Source organism: Acinetobacter sp. YH12094 (assembly GCF_013419295.1).
Classification (GTDB): Bacteria; Pseudomonadota; Gammaproteobacteria; order Pseudomonadales; family Moraxellaceae; genus Acinetobacter; species Acinetobacter amyesii.
This window is the reverse complement of sequence record NZ_VPAK01000001.1, coordinates 78,150-102,580: the sequence shown is the minus strand read 5'-3', so window position 1 is coordinate 102,580 and position 24,431 is coordinate 78,150. Positions and strand designations below refer to the sequence as shown.

Sequence of the window (24,431 nt, the reverse complement as noted above, 5' to 3'; positions counted from 1 at the left end):
ACCGAGATTTTCTCATTATTGCGGTATTAGCAATGGTTGATTCTTATGAGTGGTTAGCATAAGAACTCACTTTATTGCTAATTCGTTATGATTGATTCCCTTAGAGGAAAAGAACATGTCGAAAAAGCTCAAAGAATTTAAAAAGAAAGTTCGCATTGTACGTAAAGAAATTCAAACCTTTTGCTTCACATGCTTACTTCCTTGCTCAGTAGCAATATTTGTTTCCATAAACCAAACGAATGAGCAAAATATTGAAGACATTAAGCCAACTACCCAGGTAGTTGCTTAATAATAAATCCCCCCTAAGTCCCCCTTTTGCAAAGGAGGACTTCCGTGAAGCATTTAAATTCACGTGAAGCCCCTCCTTTATTAAAGGAGGGGTTTGGGGAGGATTCAAAGAAGATAAATAAAAAAGGAAACCACCATGCCACATATGACGCATAACTATCAGTTAGGGCTTATTGCTTTGGTGGTTTCCTTTATTTTGACTTTTTATGTCCCGATCGCCTATTTCTGGTTCAAGGCATATAAATCGCGTAATCAAAATAAGTAGTGGGGATATTTGCTCTACCGAACACTTTTAGAGCAGTGATCGACAAAACTTAATTTTGCTTACACAAATTGAGCGTATAGTAGGACATCTCAGCGACGCTGGATGTCTATAAAAGATATAAAGCAACGAAGAGAGAACTGTTTATGTCTATCCTAAGTTGGGACGATTTCGAAGATGATGAACCGAAACAAGCTGCACAAGCTCACCAGCCTGCGCCCGTCGAACCGCAAAAAACGACTGATTCGCAAGTGGTATCTAATGCACAGCACTCATCGCCGAATTTGGCAGCTGCACAACCCGCTCGAACCAGTACAAATCGACCAACAGATCCAACCGATCCGTTGGCAAGAGCATCTAACGCTCTAGAAAATCTAGACGTTGCACCTGGCTTAGAAGAGCTAGAAATGGGTGCTCAGCGTGTTCAAGTTGACGATAAAGCGATGATCAACTGCCGCGCTGACTTAAACCAACTTGTACCATTCAAATACGAATGGGCTTGGCAAAAATATCTAGACGGTTGTGCAAACCACTGGATGCCGCAAGAAGTGAACATGAACCATGACATCGCACTTTGGAAGTCTGAAAATGGCTTAACCGAAGATGAGCGTACCATTGTTATGCGTTCTTTAGGTTTCTTCTCGACTGCGGATTCATTGGTTGCAAACAACTTGGTTCTTGCAATCTACCGTCACATTACCAACCCTGAATGCCGTCAGTACATCTTACGTCAATCATTTGAAGAAGCGATTCACACGCACGCTTACCAATACTGTATCGAATCTTTAGGTATGGACGAAGGCGAAGTCTTCAACATGTACCGTGAGATTCCTTCAGTGGCTCGTAAAGCAGCTTGGGGTCTGAAATATACACAATCTTTAAGTGATCCTACGTTCAAAACAGGTACACCTGAAAACGACCAAATCTTACTTCGCAACTTGATCGCGTTCTACTGCGTACTTGAAGGTATCTTCTTCTACTGTGGTTTCAGCCAAATCTTGTCTATGGGTCGTCGTAACAAGATGAATGGTGTTGCTGAGCAATTCCAATACATCTTACGTGATGAATCTATGCACTTGAACTTTGGTATCGACATGATCAACCAAATCAAGATCGAGAACCCTCACCTATGGACTGCTGAGTTCCAAGAAGAAATCATTCAAATGATTCTTGAAGGTACGATGCTTGAAATCGAATATGCACGTGACACTATGCCACGCGGTGTATTGGGTATGAATGCAGGCATGATGGAAGAATACTTGAAGTTCATCTGTAACCGTCGTTTAAGCCAATTGGGCTTGCCTGAACAATTTGCTGGTGTGAATAACCCATTCCAGTGGATGTCAGAAATGATGGACTTACGTAAAGAGAAGAACTTCTTTGAAACTCGCGTAACGGATTACCAAACTGGTGGTGCGTTAAGCTGGTAATTGATAAACATTACGCGACACATAAGTTGTCATTTGCGACACATAAAATGTCATTGCGCGACACATAAGTTGTTATTGATCAAAAAACCGCCATAAATTGGCGGTTTTTTTAAAATATACGATCTAGTCTTTAATTAAATATTTATATTACACATAGATGGGCTTTGTTGCACAAACCTATCTGTAAAGGCTTTTTCAGCGATATAATTTTCAAATGAAGAAGCCTACACACAAAATCTATCGCACAACCAATTGGCCCGCATATAACCGAGCACTCATGAGTCGCGGAAATATTGCCATTTGGTTTGATCCTACTACGCAATGGTATGCTCCATCAAAAGGCAAACAAGGACGAAATCAAACCTACTCCGACGCAGCCATCCAATGCTGCTTAATGATTAAATCCTTATTCCGTCTGTCTTTACGTATGGTCACTGGCATTGTGCAAAGTCTGATTAAACTTTGCGGATTAAATTGGACAGCGCCAGATTACAGTACGCTTTGTAGAAGACAAAAGTATATTGATATTGCAATCAGCTATCAAAAAAGTAGCTATGGGCTACATCTACTTATGGACTCTACAGGCTTGAAGTTTCTAGGTGAGGGCGAATGGAAACGCAAGAAACATGGACCTGAATATCGTCGCCAATGGCGTAAACTTCATATTGGTATAGATGCTGAAACCCTTCAAATACGCGCCATTCAACTCACTACAAATAATGTGAGTGATTCACAAGTGCTTGGTGATTTACTCGATCAGATTCCACAAGATGAGCAGATTGACTCTGTTTATACCGATGGCGCTTATGACACCAAACAATGTCGTCAGGTCATTGCAGATCGGCAAGCGCATGCGGTGATTCCACCTAGAAAAAATGCGAAACCATGGAAAGATACAAAGATCAGCTCGCTAGCGCGAAATGAATTACTTCGAACGGTTAATCTTGCGAAGCAGTGCTTCTCAGGCAGGACATTATGGAAAAAATGGTCCGGCTATCATTGCCGAAGTTTGGTCGAAACTAAGATGCATTGCATCAAATTATTGGGGGATAAACTCAGTGCAAGAAAATTTGATAGCCAAGTCAATGAAATTCATGCACGTTTAGCAGTCCTCAACAGATTTACGGAATTAGGTCGACCACTTACCCAAGTTACGCCTTAAATTTGGCTCAATTAGGGGGCTTTGTATTTCAAGTCTTTGTGCAACAAAGCCGTATCAAGTCAATTATGCAAAGTTAAAGCCAGCAATTTATGAAAGTTTTGATTTATTGATTTCATTGTTATTAACCGATAACGAAGTAATTTCACAACTTATTGTATGGAATACCATCTTGAGGAAAGATCTTCTCCAGGATCTAGATGTACAAAAATTTATATATGGGTCAAATCTTAGAGGAAAAGACCTATTGTCTACTTTAGAGTTTCATGAGTTAAGTGAGAATTAAATGGTAGGATTCCTTATAAGCTTAGGGCGATTAGCTACAGTTGGAGGCCGAGGAGCAGCAACTGGCACAACAGGAGGTGCTACAGCAGGAAGTACGACGATTGCTGTTGAAGCTGCCAAAGGTATGGCTGCTGTTGTTTTAGCTAAAGAGGTCAGTAAAGATATAACTAAACAACAGCGTTGTAATAAATGTGAACCTTATCAATTAGGTAATAAGCATCAAATAAAACGCCCAATGGGTAATGAAATCAATACTGAATATCAAATTAAAATAGCCAACTTATCAAGTTACCCTCTAACATTCCAAGCTTCAGATCCATATCTTGTTTCAGGAAATACAAAACAAACAACAGAAATACAAGAGTGGGTATTATCTGGAGTCTCATTTGATGGGCTATGGCCAATGCAATGTATACTTGTCGAAGCGAAAGGGCGTTATGCTCAATTTTTAGAAGGTAAACCTGATTTTATGAAAAATAATATTTTTCTAAAAATGCGTAATGAGGCAACTAGCCAAAGAAGTGTTGTTAGTCGTTTTAAAACATCAAAGTTGAATTGGTATTTTTATGAAGAAGAAACTAAAGTGTATTTTGATCGTTTCAGTCGCAACATAGTGCCAACAATTTTTATGCCTTTATAAAATAGGATTTCAGTATGAGAGAGTATTTTCTTAGTACACGAATACCAAAAATTCTTGGTAATAATGATAATGAAATAATTGAACAAATAGAAAAAGTTGAGCAGATTATATCTGAACTGTCAAAAATTGATCCTATTTTTAAGACTTGGTATATCAATAATGCAACTAGCTCAAAACCACCTTTAGACTATCCTTTCCCTTCAGAAAAATCGAAAAAATATTTGTTTAATCATAGAAAAGAAGACAGTTTTGAAATTTTTGGGCTCTGGAATGGATCGTTAGAAACAGAGCTTTTTGCGAGTTTTAGTTTCGATAGAACAGGTTTAGTTATGACTTTCAAAAAAGTCTTGACTCTTGAGCAAATAATTCAACTTTTTAAAGTCGTATTAGAATATCCTAAGAATGATTATGTATATCTAAATAGCGACTTTTTTGGAGATATCAATGTTTTTCCACATCGGTTAGAAACGACTTCCATTTGCTATATCCCCATTAAAATAGATGAAAAATTAATACCCCACCTTTACAAAATTGTTGATGTTGATACCCCTCTAAATAAAGGAACTATTCTAATTTTTGATGAGCATTGGGCAGATGAATCAGATGAAATGAAGAAAAAAGTACAAGAAAACTCTTTAGCCTTAGTTGAACTAGGAGTGATTCCTGAAGCTGAATTACCTGAGGATTTTTTTGAGCAATAGCAATTCCTAAAATCAAAGTAATAGGTGTTATAGACAATTATTTTCATTTATTAGTTTAAATCATACTCATATGACATAACGAAAAAACCCGATCATTTCTGATCGGGATTTTTTGATTCATGCCCCATCTATGATTAATTTTTAAGCAAAGCAATTTAGTTGAAATTTCTTTGAATTTTAAGGTTGTATTTTGTGTATTCGGGATATGTCCATAAAAAATATTCATCTTTTTTCTGAAAAAATAAATCAAAGCTTTGACCCATCATTGAATCAACTTGGCTCTGCTTTTGGTAGATAGGTGCAATACTGTTAATGTACTAATTCATCCAATCAGTTTTATTCGTAAAAGATGCATAATCTTTTAGATAATCATAAAGATTTTGTAGGTTCTCAGAAATGGCTTCAATGTTAGGATTAAACATCCATACTGTAATGTCCATCGGTTCCACAGGAATCATACTATAACTCAGTTTGCCATCCATACTTTCTAATTTATAAAGAGCTCACTAAAGATAGAACCAAGTAAGAGCAATGCAATAAGTGTGAAGCCTATCAGTTAGGTAATAAACATCTGATTAAGCGTTCTATGGGCGCCGAAGTTAATACAGAGTATCAAATAAAAATATCAAATTTATCTAGTTATCCCTTAACATTTAACTCCTATACGCCATATATAGCCGATGGCAATACAAAGGCTACTACTCCAATCGAAGAGTGGAATTTAGTTGGTACATCATTTGATGGGCTATGGCCAATAGATTGTATTTTGGTCGAAGCAAAAGGACAATATTCACAATTTTTAGACCCTGAAAAACCTAGATTTCTAAAAATGGATGTTTTTAATGGGTTAGTTTTAGAAGCTAGAAGGGAAAAAACTGTAATTACTCCATATAAAACAATAAAACCTACTTGGTATTTTTATGAGAGAGAAGCAAAAACATTCTTTGATAGTAATGGAGGGCTTATTGTGTCCTCTATATACATGTCTTTATAAATAGGATCGAACATGAGCGAATTTTTTCTTAATACTCGTTTTTTTAAACGGCTACCATCATCAGGCAGTGATATTCAATCGCAGTTGAACACATTAAAAGAAATCGTAAAAAAAATTGTTGTAATCGATCCTATTTTTTCTACATGGTATATTAATAATCCAACTGGGAAAAACCCTCTTCGGAGGGTTTAAATTTGAGAGTAAATAATGGAAATAATAATAAATACAACAGCAAAAGAAAATTCACTGATTTATAGGTCTTGGATATGCGTCATGATTATGGGGTTTCTTTTCAGCATTTATTATCTCCTCATAGAAAGCTTTTACTTACTCATTATCGCAACCATCATTACGCTTCCAGTCACACTCATTACTGCAACAACGACATGTAATCACTGCTATTTTAGAGCCCTAACATTTAATATCTTGGTCATATTCAGCATATGCTTTTACCCCCTTATCATTTTTGATCACACAATGTCCATCATCTTCATAAGCTACTGTTTAATTGATGGATATCTTGTACGAAAGAAAGTGAAAGTACTGCTCAAACAACCAGAATTTATGCAGTCTATCCCCGAAGTTATTACAAATAGAGATCAATTTAGTCTTGACCATGAGTTGATCCACGGGAGAATATGGCAACGAAAATATCACCTGCCTTTACTCTATTTAGTAATTTTATTCACTATTCCATTGGCTTTTCTATCAAGATTAGAAAACAGCTATTTTCTTTACGTCCCTATGAGCTTATTTTTCTCCATTCTTCTTTGGGAGTACACCATTAAGAGATATATTTATTTTTCTTATTTGTTCAAATCACACCTTCCTCACATTCAAACTACACAATAGACAAGCTAAAAATAACTGTCGTTATGAAGATTACGGACGAATACCATCATCAAACCAAGGTCATAGTCCCTTCATCGCAGACGGAACCATGACAATAAACCTTCATTTTAAATAGCATTTTGTAAACATCAAACGCAGTGCATATACCACTGCCATCGCAAATATTGCATAACCTGCGGGTGTGATAAACAACGGAATACACAAAACAATCACCACGGTTAAAGGATATAAAAGTTTTCTAAAACCACTTTGATGATGCAATTCATGGAGTAAATATAAACTTGTCGTATAAATCACGAGGCTGATCGCCACAAAGTAGCTTTCTTTTTCAGAACTAATCAGTGCCTCATGCGAAACCACATCGACTGCCGCAGCTAAACTAGCACCAATCGCCGCGATACTAATAAAGACAAAGAAATGTCCATACCCCCAAGTAAATGCCATTTTGCGGCTATTTAAACGCTCTGCAATACTGGTATCAAAATAAGACCACCACATAGTGAACATCATCATCAGGCCGCCCACCATCAAAAAGATCAGTTCAGTACTAAAACGCTGATTTGTTAATGCATCGGTTATGGCAATCGAGCATCCGACAATAGATTCGCCTAAAACGATAATGGTGAGCAGTGAATATCGCTCAGCAATATGATGCGCATGCCAAGGTGTACGGCTTGCAGCCTCTGCAAAAACTGGCACAGACAGTTCAGCAATTGCGAGCAAAATGAAAAGATAAACGGTGAAATGCAGCGGCGAAAAATGAAAGAGCAGCCACCCGACTTGTACCAGTATGATGCCAAAAGCATAACGTAATGCAGTTTTCCGACGGGACAGATCATGCTTTGCAACGCGAAACCACTGCGTAACTAAGCCTAGACGCATAATGGCATAACCAATCACAATTACGTCAAAATCCTGCTTTTGAAATGCGCTTGGAATACCTGCAGCAATGACCAAAGAACCAATAATCTGTACAAAAGTTAAGATTCGATAGAGCGCATCATCATTATCATATGCCGAGGCAAACCAACTAAAGTTCATCCACGCCCACCACAAAGCAAAAAACACCATGCCATACAGCGTTAAACCCTGAGCCAAATGATTTTCAACAATGGCATGATGCAGTTGCTGCCCTGCTGTTGCGATCGCGACAACAAAGATCAAGTCAAAAAGCAATTCTAAAGAGGTCGCGACACGATGATGCTCATGTGGATCACGTGGGTGCAAAGGTTTGAGCCACTGAGTAAGGAATAAAAATGATTTGGACATAGCATTCAGCTTTATTGTTTTCTGTCTGAATTTTTTCAAAAGCCTGAAATAGTTACAAGATCGATTACATAAATCAGATGAGAAACAGTTTTCTAGAAAAGGGATAATGGCTTTAAAAACCTACTTAAGCGTTAGATATTTCAATTATGGAAGTAAAAATTTAAAGTAATAAAACTGCGAAAGACGTTTAAGATAAAAACTCGATAGATCGATGTGTTTTTTATATCTCAGCTATATTTTTCTCTAAATTTTAATGACATAATGCTATCCACTAAAATAATAATGAAAACTAAAAGTGATGTTAAAAGAAAAATTAGCGTCTTTTCCTGACGCAGTTTGGGTACAGATCCATTATGATCAAATGCAAGTTTTAACGCGTGATCATCAAATTGTAGCTGAACAAAACTGCCCTTTGGCTTTTATAGAACGCGGAAGTTTTGTCCGAAACTATCATATTGCAGAACAGTGCTTCAACCAACTCATACAACAGATCCACTTCAAGTGGTATGAGTTTGGACAGCCGGTTATTTTTATTCAGTTAAAAGAACGCTTAAGTGAAGAAGTCAGCGCACTCGAGCTACAAGCCATTCAAGAAATGGCTCTAAGCGCAAATGCGCATTTTGTATTTGTTTACGACAAACATGGTATCGCACTCGAAGCAGAAACCATCAAAAATGATGAGTCACCTTTGCTCAAATGGTTTTTCTGTGGGGTGATCTTTCTGATTTTGCTGATTATCTTTAAATAATCAGCTTCATTCGCAAGGGTAAATCAAACTATGACACTTTCTGCTGCTGCAATTGCTCAATACTCGAAATCAAATCGTTAAAACGATCAATCACCAGTGCCGGTGTAGCCGTTTGAATTTCTTCTGCACTACCATAACCATAGCTCACAGCAATACTCTGCACTGCATTACGGCGTGCGCCTAAAATATCGTACTCACGGTCTCCCACCATCACACATTCCTTCGCATCCAACTGTTCTTGCTGCAAAATGTATTCAATTAAATCGCCTTTGTTGGTGCGCTCACCGTTCAGTTCACTGCCATAGATCACAGTAAAATATTGTGCCAAATCAAAATGTTCTAAAATTTGGCGAGCATAGACCGTCGGCTTTGCTGTAGCAACATACAAGCGAAAACCTTGCTGTTGTAAAGTTGCTAAAGTTTCGGCAACGGCAGGATAGACTTTATTTTCAAATAAACCGGTAACGGCAAAGCGCTCGCGATAACCTAGTAAAGCCTGATCTGCAAGTACATTATGCACATCGACATTGAGGATTTTGGCCAAAGAGGCTTTCAAAGGTGGTCCAATGATCCAATCGATATTGGTCTCATCCGAAATGGGATGTCCAATTTTCGCCAGTCCATAGCGTGCTGAAGTGGTAATGCCAACTTTTGGATCTGTTAATGTTCCATCGAGATCGATCAATATATTCTTAATCACAGCTTTTACCTTATCCATTCACTTCTGCAAAAATACTATCGAGTGTTCGCTCAAAGTTGCCTATACTATCGCAAATTTTGTGTAATAAGGACATCATTGTGCGCCCTACTGTACTGTGCTTTTCAGGTCTTGACCCTTCAGGTGGTGCAGGACTGCAAGCGGACATTGAAGCCATTGGTCAAAGTGGTGCACATGCTGCCATTGCGTGTACAGCATTAACCGTTCAAAACTCACAACAAGTGTATTCGTTTGAAGCGACCTCTCGTGAGTTATTGTTGGCTCAAGCACATGCTGTCGTCGGTGACCTCCCTATTCGCTGTGTAAAATCAGGAATGTTAGGAACAACTGAAAATATCGCGGCTCTCGCTGAGTTTTTACGTGAACATCCCGAATATCATTATGTTCTCGACCCCGTTTTAGTTGCCAATAGTGGTGGTTCTTTGGGCGATCAAGCAACTTTGGTCAAAGCCTTTGCAGAACTGATTCCACTTGCCACTGTGCTTACACCCAATACCGTAGAATTACGTGCGCTCACAGGTGAAGACGATATTTCTAAAGCAACTGCGCAACTTTTTGCGATGGGTGCTCAAGCGGTATTAGTAAAAGGTGGGCATGAAAATACGCCTGACTATATCCAAAACTCGTTGTACGTTCAGGGTGAATTAGTCTCTGAAACCCGTTGTCCACGACTGGATGGGGAATATCATGGTTCGGGCTGTTCATTGGCGAGTTTTATTGCAGGGCGTTTAGCCTTAGGTGATGAGCTCAAAACGGCTGTTCATCATGCCGAAACATGGCTATTTGGTGTGTTGAAAATCGCTGAATCACCAGTTGTCGGAGGACAGAAAATTCCAAAACGTTTTTAAAGTACTCGGTTATTTATTTAAACCCGATAGAATAAAACGCTGCATCATTTAAAGCCCTGAATATCAGGGCTTTTTCAAATTAAGAGTCGAGTTGAACTCGATAGACCAAAGTTGGAATTTCCCATGCACCACCAGCAAATCCTTTGCACTGTGTGGTTTTTGCCATATAGGTTTGGATAAAGCGCTGACCATTCCACGACCACTCCCCCGTGCTATGACAGTCGCCAATACCTCGTCCACGTTGGTTGGAGAAAATTTGTCCTTCACTAAACCCACTTCCAGAAAAGGTCACGGATTGTTTGATTTGCTTTAAATTTCGATCCATTAACCAATAGCCATTACCACTATTATATGCCCCACGCCAACATGGCACTTCGACCAAGGCATTTTTTCCATTGATTGGAAACACCACGACTCGATCATCCTCTAAGAAATTTGCATCAAAGAGTTGAGGACAATCTTCTACTGTCGTTTTTTTCTTTATCAATCCAAATAATTGTTTGGCTGTGGGCGCATTGACGGCATACCGTGTTTGTAAGCCCTTACTATAATTTTGAATATACACTTTCGGAATACTCTTCGGTTTGAGTACATTGGCCGAACTGCTATTGGCTTTACGTAATAATGCTGAATTTGTCCCTATGCGCTTTTGAAAATCATCCATACGGAGCAAAACCGCACTAGCACCCTGCACGGACAATAACCATGTTTTGTTGTTGCCTTTCCACACAATCGGTTGATTGGCTTGTAAGGCTTGAATCAGTTTTTGAGTTTGAGCTGCACTTAACTGACCTTCGGCAGTTTTGGCATCAAGCTGCACAGTTCCCTGATTTTTACCTAAAGTGTAAAGTTGAAGTGGTTTATTTGCCGCACTTAACGTTTCAGGATCGAGTTTCACTCGTGCGCTGACTTGTGCTTGAGCGCCCGCAGCACGTTGTAATAATACAGAAATAGCGGGCTGATTGCCCTCAGCCTGATAACCTGCAACGCGACAAGTCCCCGTATTATCACAAGCGATTTCCCAATCCTTATGTGAAAAATAATTTCCTTGAATTTGAGCAAAACTCACACTACAACCCAATGCAGCAACGTAGCCCAATAGAAGTTGCCAGATGACATTATTTTTGTTCATGTCTTTGGCTCAAAATAATTATATTAGAGCCATCTTAGAATGCTTTTCATTGAAACTCCAGTTTAAATGGATCTGCTACATAATTTAAATTTATAGAGTTGAATCATTCAGTTGCTGTATCTCTTCACATTTTATTCGTTTCGCATTTTCATCACTGAGCGTATTCATCAAATCTGCCGCTAGGCCTTTTAAAAGACTCATATCATCATCTGTCATTTGATTCGGCTGCCGATCTAAAACACAAAAACTTCCCAAGGCCACCCCATTACGGTCTCTAAGTGCAACGCCTGCATAAAAGCGAATGCGGTTATGCATCAATTCAGGTAAATGCGCAAAGCGTGGGTCACGTTGTAAGTCTTCAATAATCAAGCGTTCATTTTGATATACCAAATGGCTGCAGATTGAGTCTTGCTTCGACTGGCGCACCTGCATCGGTTGCTCGGTAGCCTGAGCCAAAGGGCTACCTGGAGTATAGACCCAGTCTTGCTTGACCCAAGAAATTTGTGCATATTTCACATCGAAGGCTTGTCGGGCTTCTTCAATATATTGTTCATAAATCGGTAAATTCCGCTCATCCAAAACATTCAGTTCTTCTAATGCTTTTAAGCGCTGTGCTTCAACGCTAGGATCAGGCTCATCCAACCAAGACTCACCATGCGTCAATTGAAAAGCTTCAATGGTTAATAACAAGTCATTCATATTATTGACTACAGCATCGACGATGAAATTTTCTTTGATCGCATCTAATTGCTTTACTCCATCACAGCTCCACAGTGCAAAAATCAGTTTTTTATCTGGAAACTGTGCCTTAAAAACATGACTTAAAAGGCGAATTTGAGCTTCTGGTGCTGTATGAAAAATCGAAATACATACTATCTGAATATCCTCTTGGATATCATCTATACTTTGATGCTGATTTTGAATTAAGACGTCGCTAAAAGCCTGAGCCTGAATACCGCTTAAGCTTAGGCCATGCGCCAACATAGCCGATACTTGAACATCAATTTCCCAACGTGCGCCGATACACAAAACCTCAGTTTTCTGATCCTGCTGTGCCACTGGATATGCCCGTTGAAAACTATGATTAAACAGTTTTAATCCCTGATGTAAACGTAGTCGATGTTCAGCACTGGCCTCGGTGTTGTGGCCTCTCGAAAAAATCCGTATGGCTGGAATCGCGACTTTGGCATAAAACGCATTAACCCGCCGTGCCTTGATTTCATCCGTCGCATCCTTCGGTAACTTTTCAGCAATAAAAGTTTGTGCAACATCCATGGCATCTTGCACATCATCAGCGACTAATCTTTGATAGAAGCGCTCATGCGGTGCCAATGCAGGCGTACTACCGATCAGGTTTTTAATAAAACCTAAGGATGGTACATAGCTCGAAAGCACCAATAAACACGCGGTTAAAGGCGTCGATAAAATTAAACCAATCGGCCCCCACACAGCCGTCCAAAACATGGCGGCAATAATAATGGCTAAGGTTGAAAGTCCGGTACTTTCCCCATATAACCAAGGCTCAATAATATTATTACTGACCAATTCCAAGAGCAAAATTAAACCCACTGTCCATAGCACCATATTCCATGTGGGATCTACCGCAAAAGCCAATGCAATGGGGAAAATCGCAGAAATCATTGGGCCGACATAGGGAACAAAGCGCATCACTATCGCCACCATTCCCCACATAATTGCTGCCGGCACCCCAATAAACCAAAGTCCCAAGGCCATCGGAATACCGTAGGTCACATTGACCATCAGCTGCATACGTAAATATTTACCGATACGATTGGCGGCTTCATCGAGTGCGTCTGTTCCGATATTTAAATTGCCGCCCAGCAGCTTAAGGAAACGGTCATGCAAATCTTTCCGATTGACCAAAATAAGGATCACAAACAAAAATACAATACCCGCGGTTGCCAAAGGATTGAGCACCCGCTCGCTCCAAGCCATGACCGCTTCAGCCGTGGTTTGTTGTTGTCCCACCACTTCCACTTGCTGCACTTTAGGATTTTTCTCTTCAGGCACCACATCATCTATCGAGTTTTCAAAAGTATCTATGGTGGTTTTTGCGCCATCCCAAACACTCGGGCCGCGTGCAAATTGACGAATAGAATCCATTTTCTTTTGAATCGTACCGTGATATTGCGGTAACTCTTGGCTTAATTGCCCCAGTTGATAACCCAAATAAGAGGCCGCGCCGGACAAAATCGCCAAAGCCAAACCGACCACAATAAATATCGATGGCATCTGTGGTAGTCCCCAACCTCGGAGTTTCATCACCAAAGGGTCAACTAAAAAAGCCAATAAGATTGCGAGTGCCAATGGAATAAAAATATCTTTACCAAGATATAAGGCCGCAATCAGCAAACTGCCGATGATGAATCCTGCCGTGATTCGAATCACTTTATGTAAATCTGCAGGGGGCATTTGCTTCGAGGCGTTCAAGTCTTGTAAGCCTTGCTTTTGACCTGATGGTGATGATTCAAAATCTTGCGCTAATTTATTATTTTTATGATCCATTTTCTTATCCTGAACGATGGTCATTATTTTTTAATTTAGGCTGAAGTTTTAGAACTGCATACGCATTTCATGTAATGATTTGCAAAGAAAAAAAACAGAGCGACATGGCTCTGTTTTCATACTGTGTTTTGAGATGAATTAAAAGATAATTACTTTACTTTGATGAGTCACAATATCCACTGGAACAGAAATATGTTGATGAACGATCTTCCATAGAGACTGCGTTTTTTTCATCCCAATGGTGTTACGACACCACGAGATCCCTGGCGTTGGTATCCCACTCTTATCATCAATTTTGGAATAACAGTGCAGAAAGGCAATATCAGGTTCTGCATGGATGACCAGTTCTCGCCTAAACACCTTTAAACCTTCACGAAAATACTCTCTATAAAATTCCCACATTTTTTGATATGCCATTAAGCCGCGCATTTCACAACTGGCATCAAAAAAGTTCACATCTGCTGCGCAGGATTCAGCAATATTCTCAATTTTCAATTGGCAGATAACCTCATCCCAATTGGCTAAAAATTGCAGAATTTCGTCAGCGGCCTGTTGGTCACCGACTATTTTGATTTTATCTTGCATCTCTGGCACCTATTTCTTTTATTTTTTATGAAGCATTGTTCTGGAAAGCGTTTGGAAGTTGAATTTCAACGATCTTCCAGCTCCAACCTCGGCGTTGCATACTAAATACGGTATATGTTGCTTCACTTAGGCCTTGGAGCGGCACATACAGATCAAATCGATTCCAAGCACTATAGCTTGCTTTGGGTTCAAGGGACTGGCTTTGTTTTAAAGCGACAGTAGTTGGAGTTGCATCCTTTTTGGATGATGTTGATGTATGAGGTTGTTCTGCGACCTTATTTTCAGCATGAGTGAATAGTTCAATCTCTGAGCTAATCATGCTCGGATTGGTTAGTTGGGTTATTTCTGGTAATTGAATCGACTCTTTTAATGCTTTGCCTTGTAAAAGCAGCATGATACTGTTTGGATTGACCAGACTGTCGACCAGCGTTGCACTGAGGACTGTGCTGAGCTGCCCACCCCACGACTGAGCGAATTTGGGTAAATGCTGTAGCCCAGTTTTCTGTTGAATGAGGTCTTTAACTTGTGGTTTTAGACTCGATTTGACTGCCGCAAAATCGATATATTGAGCAATTTTTTCAGGTTGATTGTGCTCATAGGCTTGACGTATTTGGTACAGCACCCAATACGGAGACGCAATCATCCAACCCAAGACGATGATCAAGATCGCAATGAGCCCATAATACAAAATATGATTCTGCTTATTCATCGTTCACCACTCTAGCCAGTGAAGTTGTGGTACTTCCTTGTACCGTTAAATAAGCCTGCTCTAGATTGAATAGCATCCAACATAACAGCGCTTATCTGAGAACCATATAGCTTTTGATCTTGTGATTTTGACGAGCCTTCAGGTTTGTTCATCTCGCTTTGGCTGTCTTAATCAGGTTGTTTCAAATTTAAGCTGTTAATTCTCTAATTTGGGTATTCGCACAATGGGTTTTAACTGACTAAATGCCTTTATCGCGCGATTGCTCACTGGCATAAAATTGGCTGATCCCAATAATATGATGGTTTGCCGCTTTCAGATTGAAATATGGTTTACCATTATTAACATTCAGTCGCTCAAAGCGACTATCATCTGCACTGTTGTTTTGTACAGACTCAATCCCGTTTTGTGATGATGCTTACACTTTATATAATTCACTCGTTAAAATGATTTCACCGTTCCATGCTTTTAATAGAAAACGAAACTGCTGATCATTAGAATGAGTGATCTGGTACCATTCCGACATATGTTACCCCATCATTTTCATTGTTTTATCTATTATTCGATCAGGATTTGTTGTTGGAAATTCAACCTGATCTACAGAATATAAATGAACTCGGTCACATTTTTCAATGTCTTTTTTGATCAGTGTCAAGGCTTAAAATTTAATCACTAAGAAAATGATTTTCAATAAATAATTCCAATCAAAAAATCCGACCGAAGTCGGATTTCATCATTCTTTCATCATGATATATTTGTGAATAGATATGCTTTACTTAACGCATTGAATAAAGGCCTTAAGGACTGAGGATCTGCTTTGAATACGTCGCTTTATTCATTTCTAATATTTCCACACAAAGTTGCACTTCTATTGCTGGAGCTGTGACATGTTGTTTCAACACGTCCAATAGTAACAATGAAATTTGCTTTTGCACTTCGACCGTTCTACCCGTCAATAATGAAACTTTGGCATGCATATACGCATGTTGAGCATGTTCATCCAAACCCACAACAAAATCTTGCTGAGCGACAGCGCGGCTTTTAATATCATTGATGGCACTAACATGACCCGATTCAAATAAGGCAGTGTTTAGCGCTTTAAGTAAAGGACGAGCCTCAATCTCAAGATTATTGGAATATTCCAAATGAATATGCGGCATAGTAAAGACTTTTCAAACCCGTAATGCGTCTATTATGCAGGCTGAAAAGTAAAATCTATAGCGGATTAGATATCAATTTCATGTTTTAGTAGACATCCCAAGCCAAGTGTGGCCTTCGCTTAGGATAATTGAAAGTTGCTTTGGAGCGAACAAAAACGAAACTTAAACTTTTTTCACGTATTCAGATTTGAGTTTCATAGCCCCAATACCATCAATTTTACAATCAATGTCATGACCATCTGTTGCATCGGCTAAAAGACGGATATTTTTAACTTTGGTGCCAACTTTCACCACTGAGGATGAGCCTTTAATTTTAAGGTCTTTCACCACAGTAACCGTGTCACCATCGGTCAATACATTGCCATTGGCATCTTTAATCACTACCTGTTCATCTGCAGCGCTTTCGCCTTCACGCCATTCATGTGAACATTCGGGACAAATCAGTAAATCACCATCATTATAGGTATATTCAGAATTACATTGGGGACAATTGGGTAAAGACATAAAAGACCTCAAAAAAAGATGGACGCAAAAATCCATAAAAACTTAATATAACATTTTTATGTATTTCATAAACTTAAAAACCATAAATTTCGTATGGTTTAATCACCTTGTGAAGGTCGTAAATTTCACAACGCTACAGCACTTGAAGGTTTAAATTTTAGATCTCTAATGAGGTATTTAATATTAACGCTTTTAAGATATGCGCATGATTTTTATCCGTATGTTTAGCCGCTGTGAGTAAGGTTAGTGGCTCCTCTTTTTCCCATGCCCGCAGTTGTTCCAACTCGGCTTGATGTGGCTGTATTTCTTGCAAATAGCGCTGTTTAAACTCGTCCCATCGAGAAGCCATTGCCTCATCTTGATGATACCAACGACGTAAATCTGTAGATGGCGTCAATGCCTTCGGCCACAAATCTAGCTCTGCGCTCACTTTACTGATACCACGCGGCCACAAGCGATCGACCAATATGCGTTTACCGTCGTCTGGGCTTATCTCATCATAAATACGTTTAATGTGTACAGTCATTAAGCCCTCCTTCGCCTATTTACAGTTTTTCAATCATTCGTCAGATTATTCATCGGGGATCGCTGGATTCACTAAAAAAGCCAGCAACTGTAAAGACTCCTGCCACCCCAAATAACAGGCATCAGGTGGAATAACGCTCGGCAACCCTGCCTGTACAATCGTCACTTCGGTTCCTACTGATACCGCTTTAAACTCAACAGTGACCTCGATTTCACCGGCCAACTCTGGCATATCAAATTGGTCTGTATAGCGCAGTAAATGATTCGGCACGACTTCATGATAATCACCATGGAAAGCGTGTGTGGTTCCCGTTGAAAAATTTTGAAACGACATGCGGTACGAGCCACCTACACGCACATCAGAATGTTCCACATGGGCAGTAAATCCATGCGGTGCCATCCATTTAACCAAAGCATCTGGCTCCACAAAGGCACGATAAACGCGCTCTACAGGCGCACTAAAAACACGATGTAATCGAACAGTATTGCTCATGATGATGTCCTTTTGTCATTGTTTTCACTGAATCATCCACATGCATTCACCCTCGCTTTATCGTCCATTTTTATCACACTGAAACGTTCTAAATGAGACAGCTTTAAGACGTGCGAGAAAGGTCATTGCTGTTCAATACTATAGCGAATCCTACAGATTGATCCCATCACTTTAACGCAATGCAGTGTTATGTTTTGTGAGCTGCATTCATATCGAATTGGATAGAAAATTCTAAAAAAATCAAAACTTAATCCAATTTTTCTAAAATTTAAATAATAAAAAACCCAGTTGAATCACTGGGTTCTTGTTGCTAACGATACAATAGTGAGACTTAGCTCAATTGTGCTTCATCTTCATCCAGATCATCATCTTCATAGATATAAGCCATACAACCCCAGCCGTCATATTCGCCCGAATGTTGTTCCGCAATTTTAATAAACCACTGCTCTAAATCAACGATATCTTCATAATCAGGTTCCATATAAACATAGACCGTGATAATCCATTCCACGCGATCTGATTCTTCATCTTGGAACAACGAAATTTTTTGCTCTTCTTTCAATAAGTACAATGCACACTGTTCAGCCTGCTCTTGAGTCGAAAAGGCAATTGAATATTCGATTTCGTGCGGCACAGATAAATCATCACCATCTTGCTGCATCTGCCACAGCACATTGCCATTATCATCATCTGGAAATTGTTTAAAATCACGAGTCATTGTACTTTCCCTTATCGTTTATGAATTTTATTCTGTTGACTTAGATTAACGGATAATTGTTGCAATTTGCATTAGCTAAATCTCTTTAATCAGAAATAGACCGCCGAAGTGATCTTTCTGATAACAATTCAAATTAAACCACAACATCCATGTGGGCCTGAGTTTCTTTAAGATGTAAAACCAAAGCTGCCATTTTCAATTCTTCTAAGCGTAATCGTAGATAACTGTCGAGTACCCGTGCCTGACTAAAATGTACACCATGCGCATTGAGCAAGGTGAAATCATCCGCCAAAGCCTGCAATAGCTCACCTAAGTTTTTGGTATTTAATTGGGCTAAATACAAATCAGCACGACTATTAAACACCAATGTAAATAATTGCATCGCAGCCAAACGACGTTCTTCATCAACATAATTACATTTTGCAGTCGATTGCTGCTCCATTGCATCAATCATTTTGCAACGTACCGCAGTCAAATTTTGCTTTGCCGCAGATTCATTCATGCCATCCATCAGCTGATCTAAAATACTCTGTAAAGGTAAAAAGAATGCTGACTGATAGCCCCGTATTTTGTTGTCCAAAGCACGGTTGATGTTTTCCAAATGCTGCTGATCCAGCGCTTGGCTATACAAACCCTTTAACTCGGCACGGGCTTGTTCCTGTATTTGTGATTTAGCTCTTTCTTGATATTTGCTCAAATACTGACGCACTTGTTCGATCTGTGCGCGAATATCATTCAACATGATATCGGCATTGGCTTTGGTGACTTCCACCAAACCATCAGCCTGTAAAGTTCGATACTCAACATATTGTTCAATCTCTACAATATGTTGATATTTTGCTACTTTATCGACTTGGATTTTTAGCCCACTGTTTTGAATACGTAATTGACTGATTGCATAATTCAATTCATCTTGCTGAGACTCAGTTTCAGCCAGTTTTAACCGCGCACGATCGAAGTTTTCCTGCAGTGAACGTAGGGTTTTATCATTTTTCAATTTGCGGTTATATACAAAAAGGAGAGCCACAATTAATAGGATGATAAGGACGATTAAAGCAATATTGATCATTTGCTAATCCTCAAAATATGCTTCAATAATTTAAGTTTATTCCCCAAAACAAACCTAAGTTACAAAAGTTAAAATCTATAATTCATTTCATATTAGCAGAACAAATGCAAAAAACCGTATTTATCTGACCAAATACACACTTGAACACTATTTAACTAAAATACTGTTTTAAATTAATTTAATAAAAAATTTTCATATTAAAAATAATCAATCAATATACTTTAAAAAATAGAATAATAATTTAAAAAAGGTGTTTATTTACTAAAAGATACAAATCAACTTAATACCATTATTTGTAAATATTTCATACATTTTATAGAGATATTTGGAGTAATTATAAATCCCCAGAATTGGGGATTTAGTGTATATCATGATTCATTTTTAAGCAGAAAAACCTATTTAAAGCTGTAAATATTCTTAGCTTGCTAAGCTGCCTAAAAATTTCAATTCAACACAGCAGATTTTATGAACAGTGAGCATTCACATGAATACGCTTTAAAATTCTGCCGCGCAATGAATATGAACAGCTTGCTGCGTTAAAGGCTGAGTAAATGCTAGATCGCAAGCATGCAATGCCATCCGCCCAAGTGAGCTCTGTTTTGCATTTGGGTGATACAGTTGATCCCCTGTAATGGGGTGCCCAATATGCATCATGTGTACACGTAGCTGATGAGAACGCCCTGTCACTGGTGTTAATAATACTCGGCTAATATCCTTGCTTGCGTCATAGCTGATGGCTTGATACAAGGTTTTTGAGGGTTTGCCCAATTCAAAATGCACCATCTGTCGTGGGCGATTTTCCCAGTCCGTAATGAGGGGCACTTCAACACTGCCCTCACCTTCAAGTTTGCCCTGAACCAAAGCCACATATTGCTTTTGAACCGTTCGCGCTTGGAACATTTTACTCACCGCCACTTCTGCATCGCGGTGTTTCGCAAACATCAAAATGCCTGATGTTGCCATGTCTAAACGATGGGTAATCTTTGCTGCTGGATACTGTTGCAAAACTCGAAGATAGGCACTGTCATGATGCTCAGGCAAACGTCCCGGAACCGACAGCAATTCCGCTGGTTTTTCGATGACAACCAAGTCTGCATCTTCATACAAAATACGTAGAGGACCTTGAGGCGGCGCATAGACAAAGTTGGGATCTAAAGGCATGGACAGACTGTGTACTGGGAGAATGTCGGCAAAATAACAACTGACTAATTCGCTGTCAATCGACTTTAACCGATCAGGTCTAACCCTAACGATTATTGGTCCCCAATTTACCAAAGGCTGGTGCTAATGAATGAGACAAATCATCCTCCAGTAACTGTAAGATGCTTGCACTCGTGGTTAAAGGATACTGATGTAGTGTGATGCGATATTTGCCCTGAAACCACTGCGATAAATGCAAGGCATAGGTTCGTTTAGGCCCAAAACCTAAATGTTGTTTTAAACGATTCTTTATACCTGTCCGTGATGATCCGACATACAGAATGTGATTGGGTTGATTTAACTTGGCACAGGCATGGGTTTTCAATGCCTTAAATGCAGCATAGTCCTGATATGTCTGCTGTATATCGCCACCAACCTGCTCTATCACATAAATATAATGTGCGTGTAGAGCAAGATCATCAAAACTTGAAAACTCAAATATACGCTCAGCTTTAGTCTGCTGTGCCTGCAGACAATCCTGTATCAATTGGTTCAGATAACCCATATCAAAATTATTTAAAATTTAGATAGTTAAGCATAACAACTTTGTGAAAAAGGACAATCCGAAGCTTAGATTAAGTTTGAGTTGTTCTGCGTGATATTCATTACATCAGCAATGATCAAAGTTTGTCTGGAATGAATGCGAAGTTTGGAATTTTGAAAAAGATGGAAGGATTTATTATTCGATTGAATTCTTAAAAATTTTTTAGGGTGTAAGAGAAAACAGTATTGTTTACTTCAACTATCATCACTTTGTAAGTCATGATCTTATAGCCTATAAACTTCTGGTTTATAGCGTCCTAAGCTGAATCGAGACCTTTTGGGTGAGTACTGTACACGTGTTTTGCACCACTGACAGCATGCTACTCTTTTCAATCTCTATCACACCCTTGAGATATATAGTAGTGGTATCGATGAGGGATTGTTTCCCTGAAAATCACTGTTTTTGGCTTATTTTAAAAATATTTTTCACATTTAAAGATATATTGAAAATATTTTCTTCTTGCATCATGTTTTAGCATTTTTTCCATCTTATAAATGACTTTTCCCGAGAATTTTCGCCATAGCTTAGCACTCAAACCATCGGGATCATTTGAATTCTAGACAGGACTTTTAACCAATGAGAACTTGTATTGAAATGAGTTCTCCAACTGAATTAAGAGTCAATAATGCATACCACAGCGAGATTTGAAAATTGAGGTGTGCTTGAAAAAAGTAGCAAAAAGCACAGAGGCTATTCAATGTGATGAAAATGAAATTCGTTCAGATTTAACACTTGGCTTAGGACTATTTTTACGGGAGATGCCTGATGATCTTTAAGCTTATGGTGATTAAACTGGTATGGTTTGTTTTATGCGGATTAAAGGAGTAATGATTCATTATTCTTTTTTATTTTGGCTTAAATTTTTGGGGTGGTATAAGAGAAAACAATATTGTTTACTTCAACTATCATCACTTTGTAAGTCATGATCTTATAGCCTATAAACTTCTGGTTTATAGCGTCCTAAGCTGAATCGAGACCTTTTGGGTGAGTACTGTACACGTGTTTTGCACCACTGACAGCATGCTACTCTTTTCAATCTCTATCACACCCTTGAGATATACTTTAACCAAAGAGGATCGGGATTAATTTCCTAAGTTTTTCTAATTTTCTGCAAATTCAGCAAATTTTTTCAGCCATTTTAGGTTTAGCAGGATATTTTATCTTTTCAGCTCATTTCAGCGTTTTTTATCTGTAGATTTGCCCAATTATAAGAAAATTTTCTTTTACAACAGACACAACGTCCAAACACAGCGTCAAATTTAAAAATATATCGCCGCTGAACATTCATCCCTTAACTTCATACAAAACTCCGCCCTTTGAGTAGAGATCTAAGCCTATCCATGTTCTGCAGATATTAGGGTTGATCTATTCAACGTGGTGTTGGTCAATGAGCTAAATAGCTTTGTACCCACTGTGCGCTAAACCACCAACCACTATATGCCGCCATACCACAAAGTAAATTGGCCAAAATTTTATTCATTCGACTGAGGTCTGATGCATATATTTTGAGATGGATCAAATAAGCAATCACACCATATACCAGTCCAATCGCACCACCAATGATGATCAGGATCCAAGGCCATGCTGCATAGGCATGTGCCTCTGCTGGATATTTTGTACAACGGATGGTTTCTGTGGTCATGCTGTATATCCTATTAATAACGCGATTACCTGTTTCAGTTAGCAATTTCTGCGCCATTTTTCTTGGATATACAGCGTTATTTCAAGGTTAATGCATGTTGAATTTCTAGCTTTGACTACAGCATTTATCGCAACCAACAACTTTTTCTGTTGGCCAGCTCATTCGTGCACGCTTATAAGCGAGTTCGAAATTGGCAAAATAACCAATCAATATTTGCTGGTCAAATTGCGGCATGTCTACACATCCTTGCGTACCATTGTGAATTAAATGCGAGCCATTCGTTAAGGCATTTTCATCGACTATAAATTTAATCATCTACCATTCCCCTCATTATTTTTTATAAAATTCAAAGATTAATAAATCCATATAAAAACTATGTGATTTATAATCACATAATAAAATTATGCCTTTATTGTTCAAAAATCAATCGGTATTTAAAGATTTTTTTAGCCGTCTCGTGGATAACTTAAACGCAGAATGATGTGCTCTTTTAGGACAGATAGTGAAATTGCTCGATAGTATTTTTTTCGCTTAAGCCGAGTGCTTTGAATGTTGAGTAAAGGTATTTTTCACTCGAACTGACATCAACAAATACGGCGTCCAAATCAGACAACCCATAGTACTCGTCGCTAACTGCATGATGGTCTCTGTATCAGTAGCACTTCTTATAATTTTTATAATCTTTAGTAAACGCTGAAAAACTCAGTTTCGGATTTATATTTCTATATTTATTAAACATAACGCAGATCACTCACTCTAAAAGATGGATTCATTTTAGAGTGGAATCTTGACTGGTTTATAAAGGGGTATCGACCTGTACAGCTCGTTTTTGGCGAATACGTCGAACCAACCAGATCACGATCGCAATCACTAAGATCACCACGAAAAATGGGACTAAAAATGCCAATACTGACAAGACCGCAGCACCAATCCATTCCCCTGTAGATAAGATCGGATTTGCAACGCCACCTGTGGTTGCGGTAGATACGCCACGCGCAGCGACGGTACTCATTTGTACTGCTGTTGCTGTACCACCACCCACGATAATTGCTGCCGCCCAACTGGCAAACTGTGACATTTCACCTGAGCTTACTGCCATTGTAGCAATGGTCCCTGCAATCATGGCTGCAGGTGTTGAAATGGTGTCGAGGGCATTGTCTACCCAAGGAATATAGTACGCAGCGATTTCACAAACCGTCGCAATTGCTAAGCCGACACATACTGCAGGCATAGACAACCATTCGAATCCTTTCATTGGTTCGAATAGTCCTAAAATGGAGGCAACACTCATTACAAGTAAAGGTACAAAGACACGGAAGCCACAGGCAGCACTTAAGCCAATACCGATACACAGTCCTAATATTGTTTCCATGGGCTTCTCCGAATGGTCAAACGTACAATTTGTTTTTATATATGCTGTGTTATACGTTAGC

At 39.0% G+C, this 24,431-nt stretch carries 26 protein-coding genes and 1 pseudogene; 8 read left to right on the top strand and 19 right to left on the bottom strand.

The genetic code is table 11. The features are described 5' to 3' along the window. The first annotated feature begins 115 nt into the window (after nucleotides 1-115). The 6 genes from FTU34_RS00490 to FTU34_RS00465 all read left to right on the top strand — a co-directional run bounded on the left by FTU34_RS00490 (nucleotide 116) and on the right by FTU34_RS00465 (nucleotide 5,759). Complete coding sequence (locus tag FTU34_RS00490; protein ID WP_180009865.1) at nucleotides 116-289, top strand: hypothetical protein; 174 nt, start codon at nucleotides 116-118, stop codon at nucleotides 287-289. A 407-nt stretch (nucleotides 290-696) separates the two neighbouring features. Further along, the gene (locus tag FTU34_RS00485; protein WP_078191110.1) at nucleotides 697-1,980 is read left to right on the top strand and encodes a ribonucleotide-diphosphate reductase subunit beta; all 1,284 of its coding nucleotides are present in this window, start codon (nucleotides 697-699) and stop codon (nucleotides 1,978-1,980) included. A 214-nt stretch (nucleotides 1,981-2,194) separates the two neighbouring features. Further along, nucleotides 2,195-3,142, top strand: a complete 948-nt coding sequence (locus FTU34_RS00480) for an IS5 family transposase (protein ID WP_180034535.1) — start codon at nucleotides 2,195-2,197, stop codon at nucleotides 3,140-3,142. Nucleotides 3,143-3,425: 283 nt separating this feature from the next. Continuing rightward, nucleotides 3,426-4,064: a Tox-REase-5 domain-containing protein gene (locus FTU34_RS00475; protein ID WP_111886111.1), complete on the top strand. Its 639-nt coding sequence runs from the start codon at nucleotides 3,426-3,428 to the stop codon at nucleotides 4,062-4,064. Nucleotides 4,065-4,078: 14 nt separating this feature from the next. After that, complete coding sequence (locus FTU34_RS00470) at nucleotides 4,079-4,765, top strand: immunity 52 family protein (protein ID WP_180034536.1); 687 nt, start codon at nucleotides 4,079-4,081, stop codon at nucleotides 4,763-4,765. Between the two features lie 586 nt (nucleotides 4,766-5,351). After that, a complete protein-coding gene (locus FTU34_RS00465; protein ID WP_180034537.1) occupies nucleotides 5,352-5,759 on the top strand; it encodes a Tox-REase-5 domain-containing protein in 408 nt (135 codons plus the stop codon). A 954-nt stretch (nucleotides 5,760-6,713) separates the two neighbouring features. Here the strand turns inward: FTU34_RS00465 and FTU34_RS00460 are convergent. Continuing rightward, on the bottom strand, nucleotides 6,714-7,880 hold the full coding sequence (locus tag FTU34_RS00460) for a low temperature requirement protein A (RefSeq protein ID WP_180034539.1): 1,167 nt from the start codon (nucleotides 7,878-7,880) through the stop codon (nucleotides 6,714-6,716). A 298-nt stretch (nucleotides 7,881-8,178) separates the two neighbouring features. Here FTU34_RS00460 and FTU34_RS00455 point away from each other — a divergent pair, with 298 nt between their 5' ends. Then, complete coding sequence (locus tag FTU34_RS00455) at nucleotides 8,179-8,628, top strand: hypothetical protein (RefSeq protein ID WP_180034540.1); 450 nt, start codon at nucleotides 8,179-8,181, stop codon at nucleotides 8,626-8,628. A gap of 28 nt (nucleotides 8,629-8,656) precedes the next feature. Here FTU34_RS00455 and FTU34_RS00450 read toward each other — a convergent pair whose 3' ends face one another. Further along, nucleotides 8,657-9,328 carry an HAD-IA family hydrolase gene (locus FTU34_RS00450; RefSeq protein WP_180034605.1) on the bottom strand — a complete coding sequence of 224 codons (672 nt, stop codon included), beginning with the start codon at nucleotides 9,326-9,328 and terminating at the stop codon, nucleotides 8,657-8,659. A 98-nt stretch (nucleotides 9,329-9,426) separates the two neighbouring features. Here FTU34_RS00450 and FTU34_RS00445 point away from each other — a divergent pair, with 98 nt between their 5' ends. Then, entirely contained in the window at nucleotides 9,427-10,194 is a 768-nt protein-coding gene (locus FTU34_RS00445) for a hydroxymethylpyrimidine/phosphomethylpyrimidine kinase (protein ID WP_180034541.1), read from the top strand. A 79-nt stretch (nucleotides 10,195-10,273) separates the two neighbouring features. On the opposite strand, the gene FTU34_RS00440 is transcribed toward FTU34_RS00445, so the two are convergent. From FTU34_RS00440 to FTU34_RS00360, 17 genes and pseudogenes are all read right to left on the bottom strand, one after another. Further along, nucleotides 10,274-11,326, bottom strand: coding sequence for a DUF1176 domain-containing protein (locus FTU34_RS00440; RefSeq protein WP_180034542.1), 1,053 nt, complete (start codon nucleotides 11,324-11,326; stop codon nucleotides 10,274-10,276). Between the two features lie 90 nt (nucleotides 11,327-11,416). Beyond that, entirely contained in the window at nucleotides 11,417-13,852 is a 2,436-nt protein-coding gene (locus FTU34_RS00435) for an AI-2E family transporter (protein ID WP_257226180.1), read from the bottom strand. A 138-nt stretch (nucleotides 13,853-13,990) separates the two neighbouring features. Continuing rightward, on the bottom strand, nucleotides 13,991-14,437 hold the full coding sequence (locus FTU34_RS00430; protein ID WP_218948040.1) for a nuclear transport factor 2 family protein: 447 nt from the start codon (nucleotides 14,435-14,437) through the stop codon (nucleotides 13,991-13,993). Nucleotides 14,438-14,462: 25 nt separating this feature from the next. Further along, entirely contained in the window at nucleotides 14,463-15,146 is a 684-nt protein-coding gene (locus FTU34_RS00425; protein ID WP_180034543.1) for a DUF2939 domain-containing protein, read from the bottom strand. Between the two features lie 238 nt (nucleotides 15,147-15,384). After that, nucleotides 15,385-15,669 (bottom strand): annotated as a pseudogene (locus FTU34_RS00420) (YegP family protein). A 271-nt stretch (nucleotides 15,670-15,940) separates the two neighbouring features. Continuing rightward, nucleotides 15,941-16,303: a 5-carboxymethyl-2-hydroxymuconate Delta-isomerase gene (locus FTU34_RS00415; RefSeq protein ID WP_180034544.1), complete on the bottom strand. Its 363-nt coding sequence runs from the start codon at nucleotides 16,301-16,303 to the stop codon at nucleotides 15,941-15,943. Nucleotides 16,304-16,465: 162 nt separating this feature from the next. Continuing rightward, entirely contained in the window at nucleotides 16,466-16,807 is a 342-nt protein-coding gene (locus FTU34_RS00410) for a zinc ribbon domain-containing protein YjdM (protein ID WP_180034545.1), read from the bottom strand. Between the two features lie 157 nt (nucleotides 16,808-16,964). Beyond that, complete coding sequence (locus FTU34_RS00405) at nucleotides 16,965-17,333, bottom strand: DUF488 domain-containing protein (RefSeq protein ID WP_111884822.1); 369 nt, start codon at nucleotides 17,331-17,333, stop codon at nucleotides 16,965-16,967. A gap of 45 nt (nucleotides 17,334-17,378) precedes the next feature. Beyond that, the gene (locus tag FTU34_RS00400) at nucleotides 17,379-17,825 is read right to left on the bottom strand and encodes an SRPBCC family protein (protein WP_078191122.1); all 447 of its coding nucleotides are present in this window, start codon (nucleotides 17,823-17,825) and stop codon (nucleotides 17,379-17,381) included. Nucleotides 17,826-18,156: 331 nt separating this feature from the next. Continuing rightward, complete coding sequence (locus FTU34_RS00395; protein WP_078191123.1) at nucleotides 18,157-18,543, bottom strand: ribonuclease E inhibitor RraB; 387 nt, start codon at nucleotides 18,541-18,543, stop codon at nucleotides 18,157-18,159. A gap of 133 nt (nucleotides 18,544-18,676) precedes the next feature. Next, nucleotides 18,677-19,612: a hypothetical protein gene (locus tag FTU34_RS00390; protein ID WP_180034546.1), complete on the bottom strand. Its 936-nt coding sequence runs from the start codon at nucleotides 19,610-19,612 to the stop codon at nucleotides 18,677-18,679. A gap of 495 nt (nucleotides 19,613-20,107) precedes the next feature. After that, nucleotides 20,108-20,773: a pseudouridine synthase gene (locus FTU34_RS00385; RefSeq protein ID WP_111884818.1), complete on the bottom strand. Its 666-nt coding sequence runs from the start codon at nucleotides 20,771-20,773 to the stop codon at nucleotides 20,108-20,110. 85 nt (nucleotides 20,774-20,858) lie between these two features. Continuing rightward, the gene (locus FTU34_RS00380; protein WP_180034547.1) at nucleotides 20,859-21,317 is read right to left on the bottom strand and encodes a GIY-YIG nuclease family protein; all 459 of its coding nucleotides are present in this window, start codon (nucleotides 21,315-21,317) and stop codon (nucleotides 20,859-20,861) included. Between the two features lie 1,423 nt (nucleotides 21,318-22,740). Further along, nucleotides 22,741-22,998: a hypothetical protein gene (locus FTU34_RS00375; RefSeq protein WP_180034548.1), complete on the bottom strand. Its 258-nt coding sequence runs from the start codon at nucleotides 22,996-22,998 to the stop codon at nucleotides 22,741-22,743. Nucleotides 22,999-23,103: 105 nt separating this feature from the next. After that, entirely contained in the window at nucleotides 23,104-23,313 is a 210-nt protein-coding gene (locus FTU34_RS00370; RefSeq protein ID WP_078191130.1) for a hypothetical protein, read from the bottom strand. Nucleotides 23,314-23,529: 216 nt separating this feature from the next. Next, on the bottom strand, nucleotides 23,530-23,667 hold the full coding sequence (locus tag FTU34_RS18090; protein WP_373686459.1) for a DUF2569 family protein: 138 nt from the start codon (nucleotides 23,665-23,667) through the stop codon (nucleotides 23,530-23,532). A gap of 127 nt (nucleotides 23,668-23,794) precedes the next feature. Next, nucleotides 23,795-24,370 (bottom strand): DUF4126 domain-containing protein, encoded by a 576-nt coding sequence (locus FTU34_RS00360; protein ID WP_180034550.1) that lies wholly within the window; start codon nucleotides 24,368-24,370, stop codon nucleotides 23,795-23,797. Nucleotides 24,371-24,431 lie beyond the last annotated feature (61 nt).

Coding starts and splice junctions, on each gene's coding strand:
- FTU34_RS00490 (WP_180009865.1), top strand. CDS start 116: ATGTCGAAAAAGCTCAAAGAATTTAAAAAGAAAGTTCGCATTGTACGT.
- FTU34_RS00485 (WP_078191110.1), top strand. CDS start 697: ATGTCTATCCTAAGTTGGGACGATTTCGAAGATGATGAACCGAAACAA.
- FTU34_RS00480 (WP_180034535.1), top strand. CDS start 2,195: ATGAAGAAGCCTACACACAAAATCTATCGCACAACCAATTGGCCCGCA.
- FTU34_RS00475 (WP_111886111.1), top strand. CDS start 3,426: ATGGTAGGATTCCTTATAAGCTTAGGGCGATTAGCTACAGTTGGAGGC.
- FTU34_RS00470 (WP_180034536.1), top strand. CDS start 4,079: ATGAGAGAGTATTTTCTTAGTACACGAATACCAAAAATTCTTGGTAAT.
- FTU34_RS00465 (WP_180034537.1), top strand. CDS start 5,352: ATGGGCGCCGAAGTTAATACAGAGTATCAAATAAAAATATCAAATTTA.
- FTU34_RS00460 (WP_180034539.1), bottom strand. CDS start 7,880: ATGTCCAAATCATTTTTATTCCTTACTCAGTGGCTCAAACCTTTGCAC.
- FTU34_RS00455 (WP_180034540.1), top strand. CDS start 8,179: ATGTTAAAAGAAAAATTAGCGTCTTTTCCTGACGCAGTTTGGGTACAG.
- FTU34_RS00440 (WP_180034542.1), bottom strand. CDS start 11,326: ATGAACAAAAATAATGTCATCTGGCAACTTCTATTGGGCTACGTTGCT.
- FTU34_RS00435 (WP_257226180.1), bottom strand. CDS start 13,852: ATGGATCATAAAAATAATAAATTAGCGCAAGATTTTGAATCATCACCA.
- FTU34_RS00430 (WP_218948040.1), bottom strand. CDS start 14,437: ATGCAAGATAAAATCAAAATAGTCGGTGACCAACAGGCCGCTGACGAA.
- FTU34_RS00425 (WP_180034543.1), bottom strand. CDS start 15,146: ATGAATAAGCAGAATCATATTTTGTATTATGGGCTCATTGCGATCTTG.
- FTU34_RS00415 (WP_180034544.1), bottom strand. CDS start 16,303: ATGCCGCATATTCATTTGGAATATTCCAATAATCTTGAGATTGAGGCT.
- FTU34_RS00410 (WP_180034545.1), bottom strand. CDS start 16,807: ATGTCTTTACCCAATTGTCCCCAATGTAATTCTGAATATACCTATAAT.
- FTU34_RS00405 (WP_111884822.1), bottom strand. CDS start 17,333: ATGACTGTACACATTAAACGTATTTATGATGAGATAAGCCCAGACGAC.
- FTU34_RS00400 (WP_078191122.1), bottom strand. CDS start 17,825: ATGAGCAATACTGTTCGATTACATCGTGTTTTTAGTGCGCCTGTAGAG.
- FTU34_RS00395 (WP_078191123.1), bottom strand. CDS start 18,543: ATGACTCGTGATTTTAAACAATTTCCAGATGATGATAATGGCAATGTG.
- FTU34_RS00390 (WP_180034546.1), bottom strand. CDS start 19,612: ATGATCAATATTGCTTTAATCGTCCTTATCATCCTATTAATTGTGGCT.
- FTU34_RS00385 (WP_111884818.1), bottom strand. CDS start 20,773: ATGCCTTTAGATCCCAACTTTGTCTATGCGCCGCCTCAAGGTCCTCTA.
- FTU34_RS00380 (WP_180034547.1), bottom strand. CDS start 21,317: ATGGGTTATCTGAACCAATTGATACAGGATTGTCTGCAGGCACAGCAG.
- FTU34_RS00375 (WP_180034548.1), bottom strand. CDS start 22,998: ATGACCACAGAAACCATCCGTTGTACAAAATATCCAGCAGAGGCACAT.
- FTU34_RS00370 (WP_078191130.1), bottom strand. CDS start 23,313: ATGATTAAATTTATAGTCGATGAAAATGCCTTAACGAATGGCTCGCAT.
- FTU34_RS00360 (WP_180034550.1), bottom strand. CDS start 24,370: ATGGAAACAATATTAGGACTGTGTATCGGTATTGGCTTAAGTGCTGCC.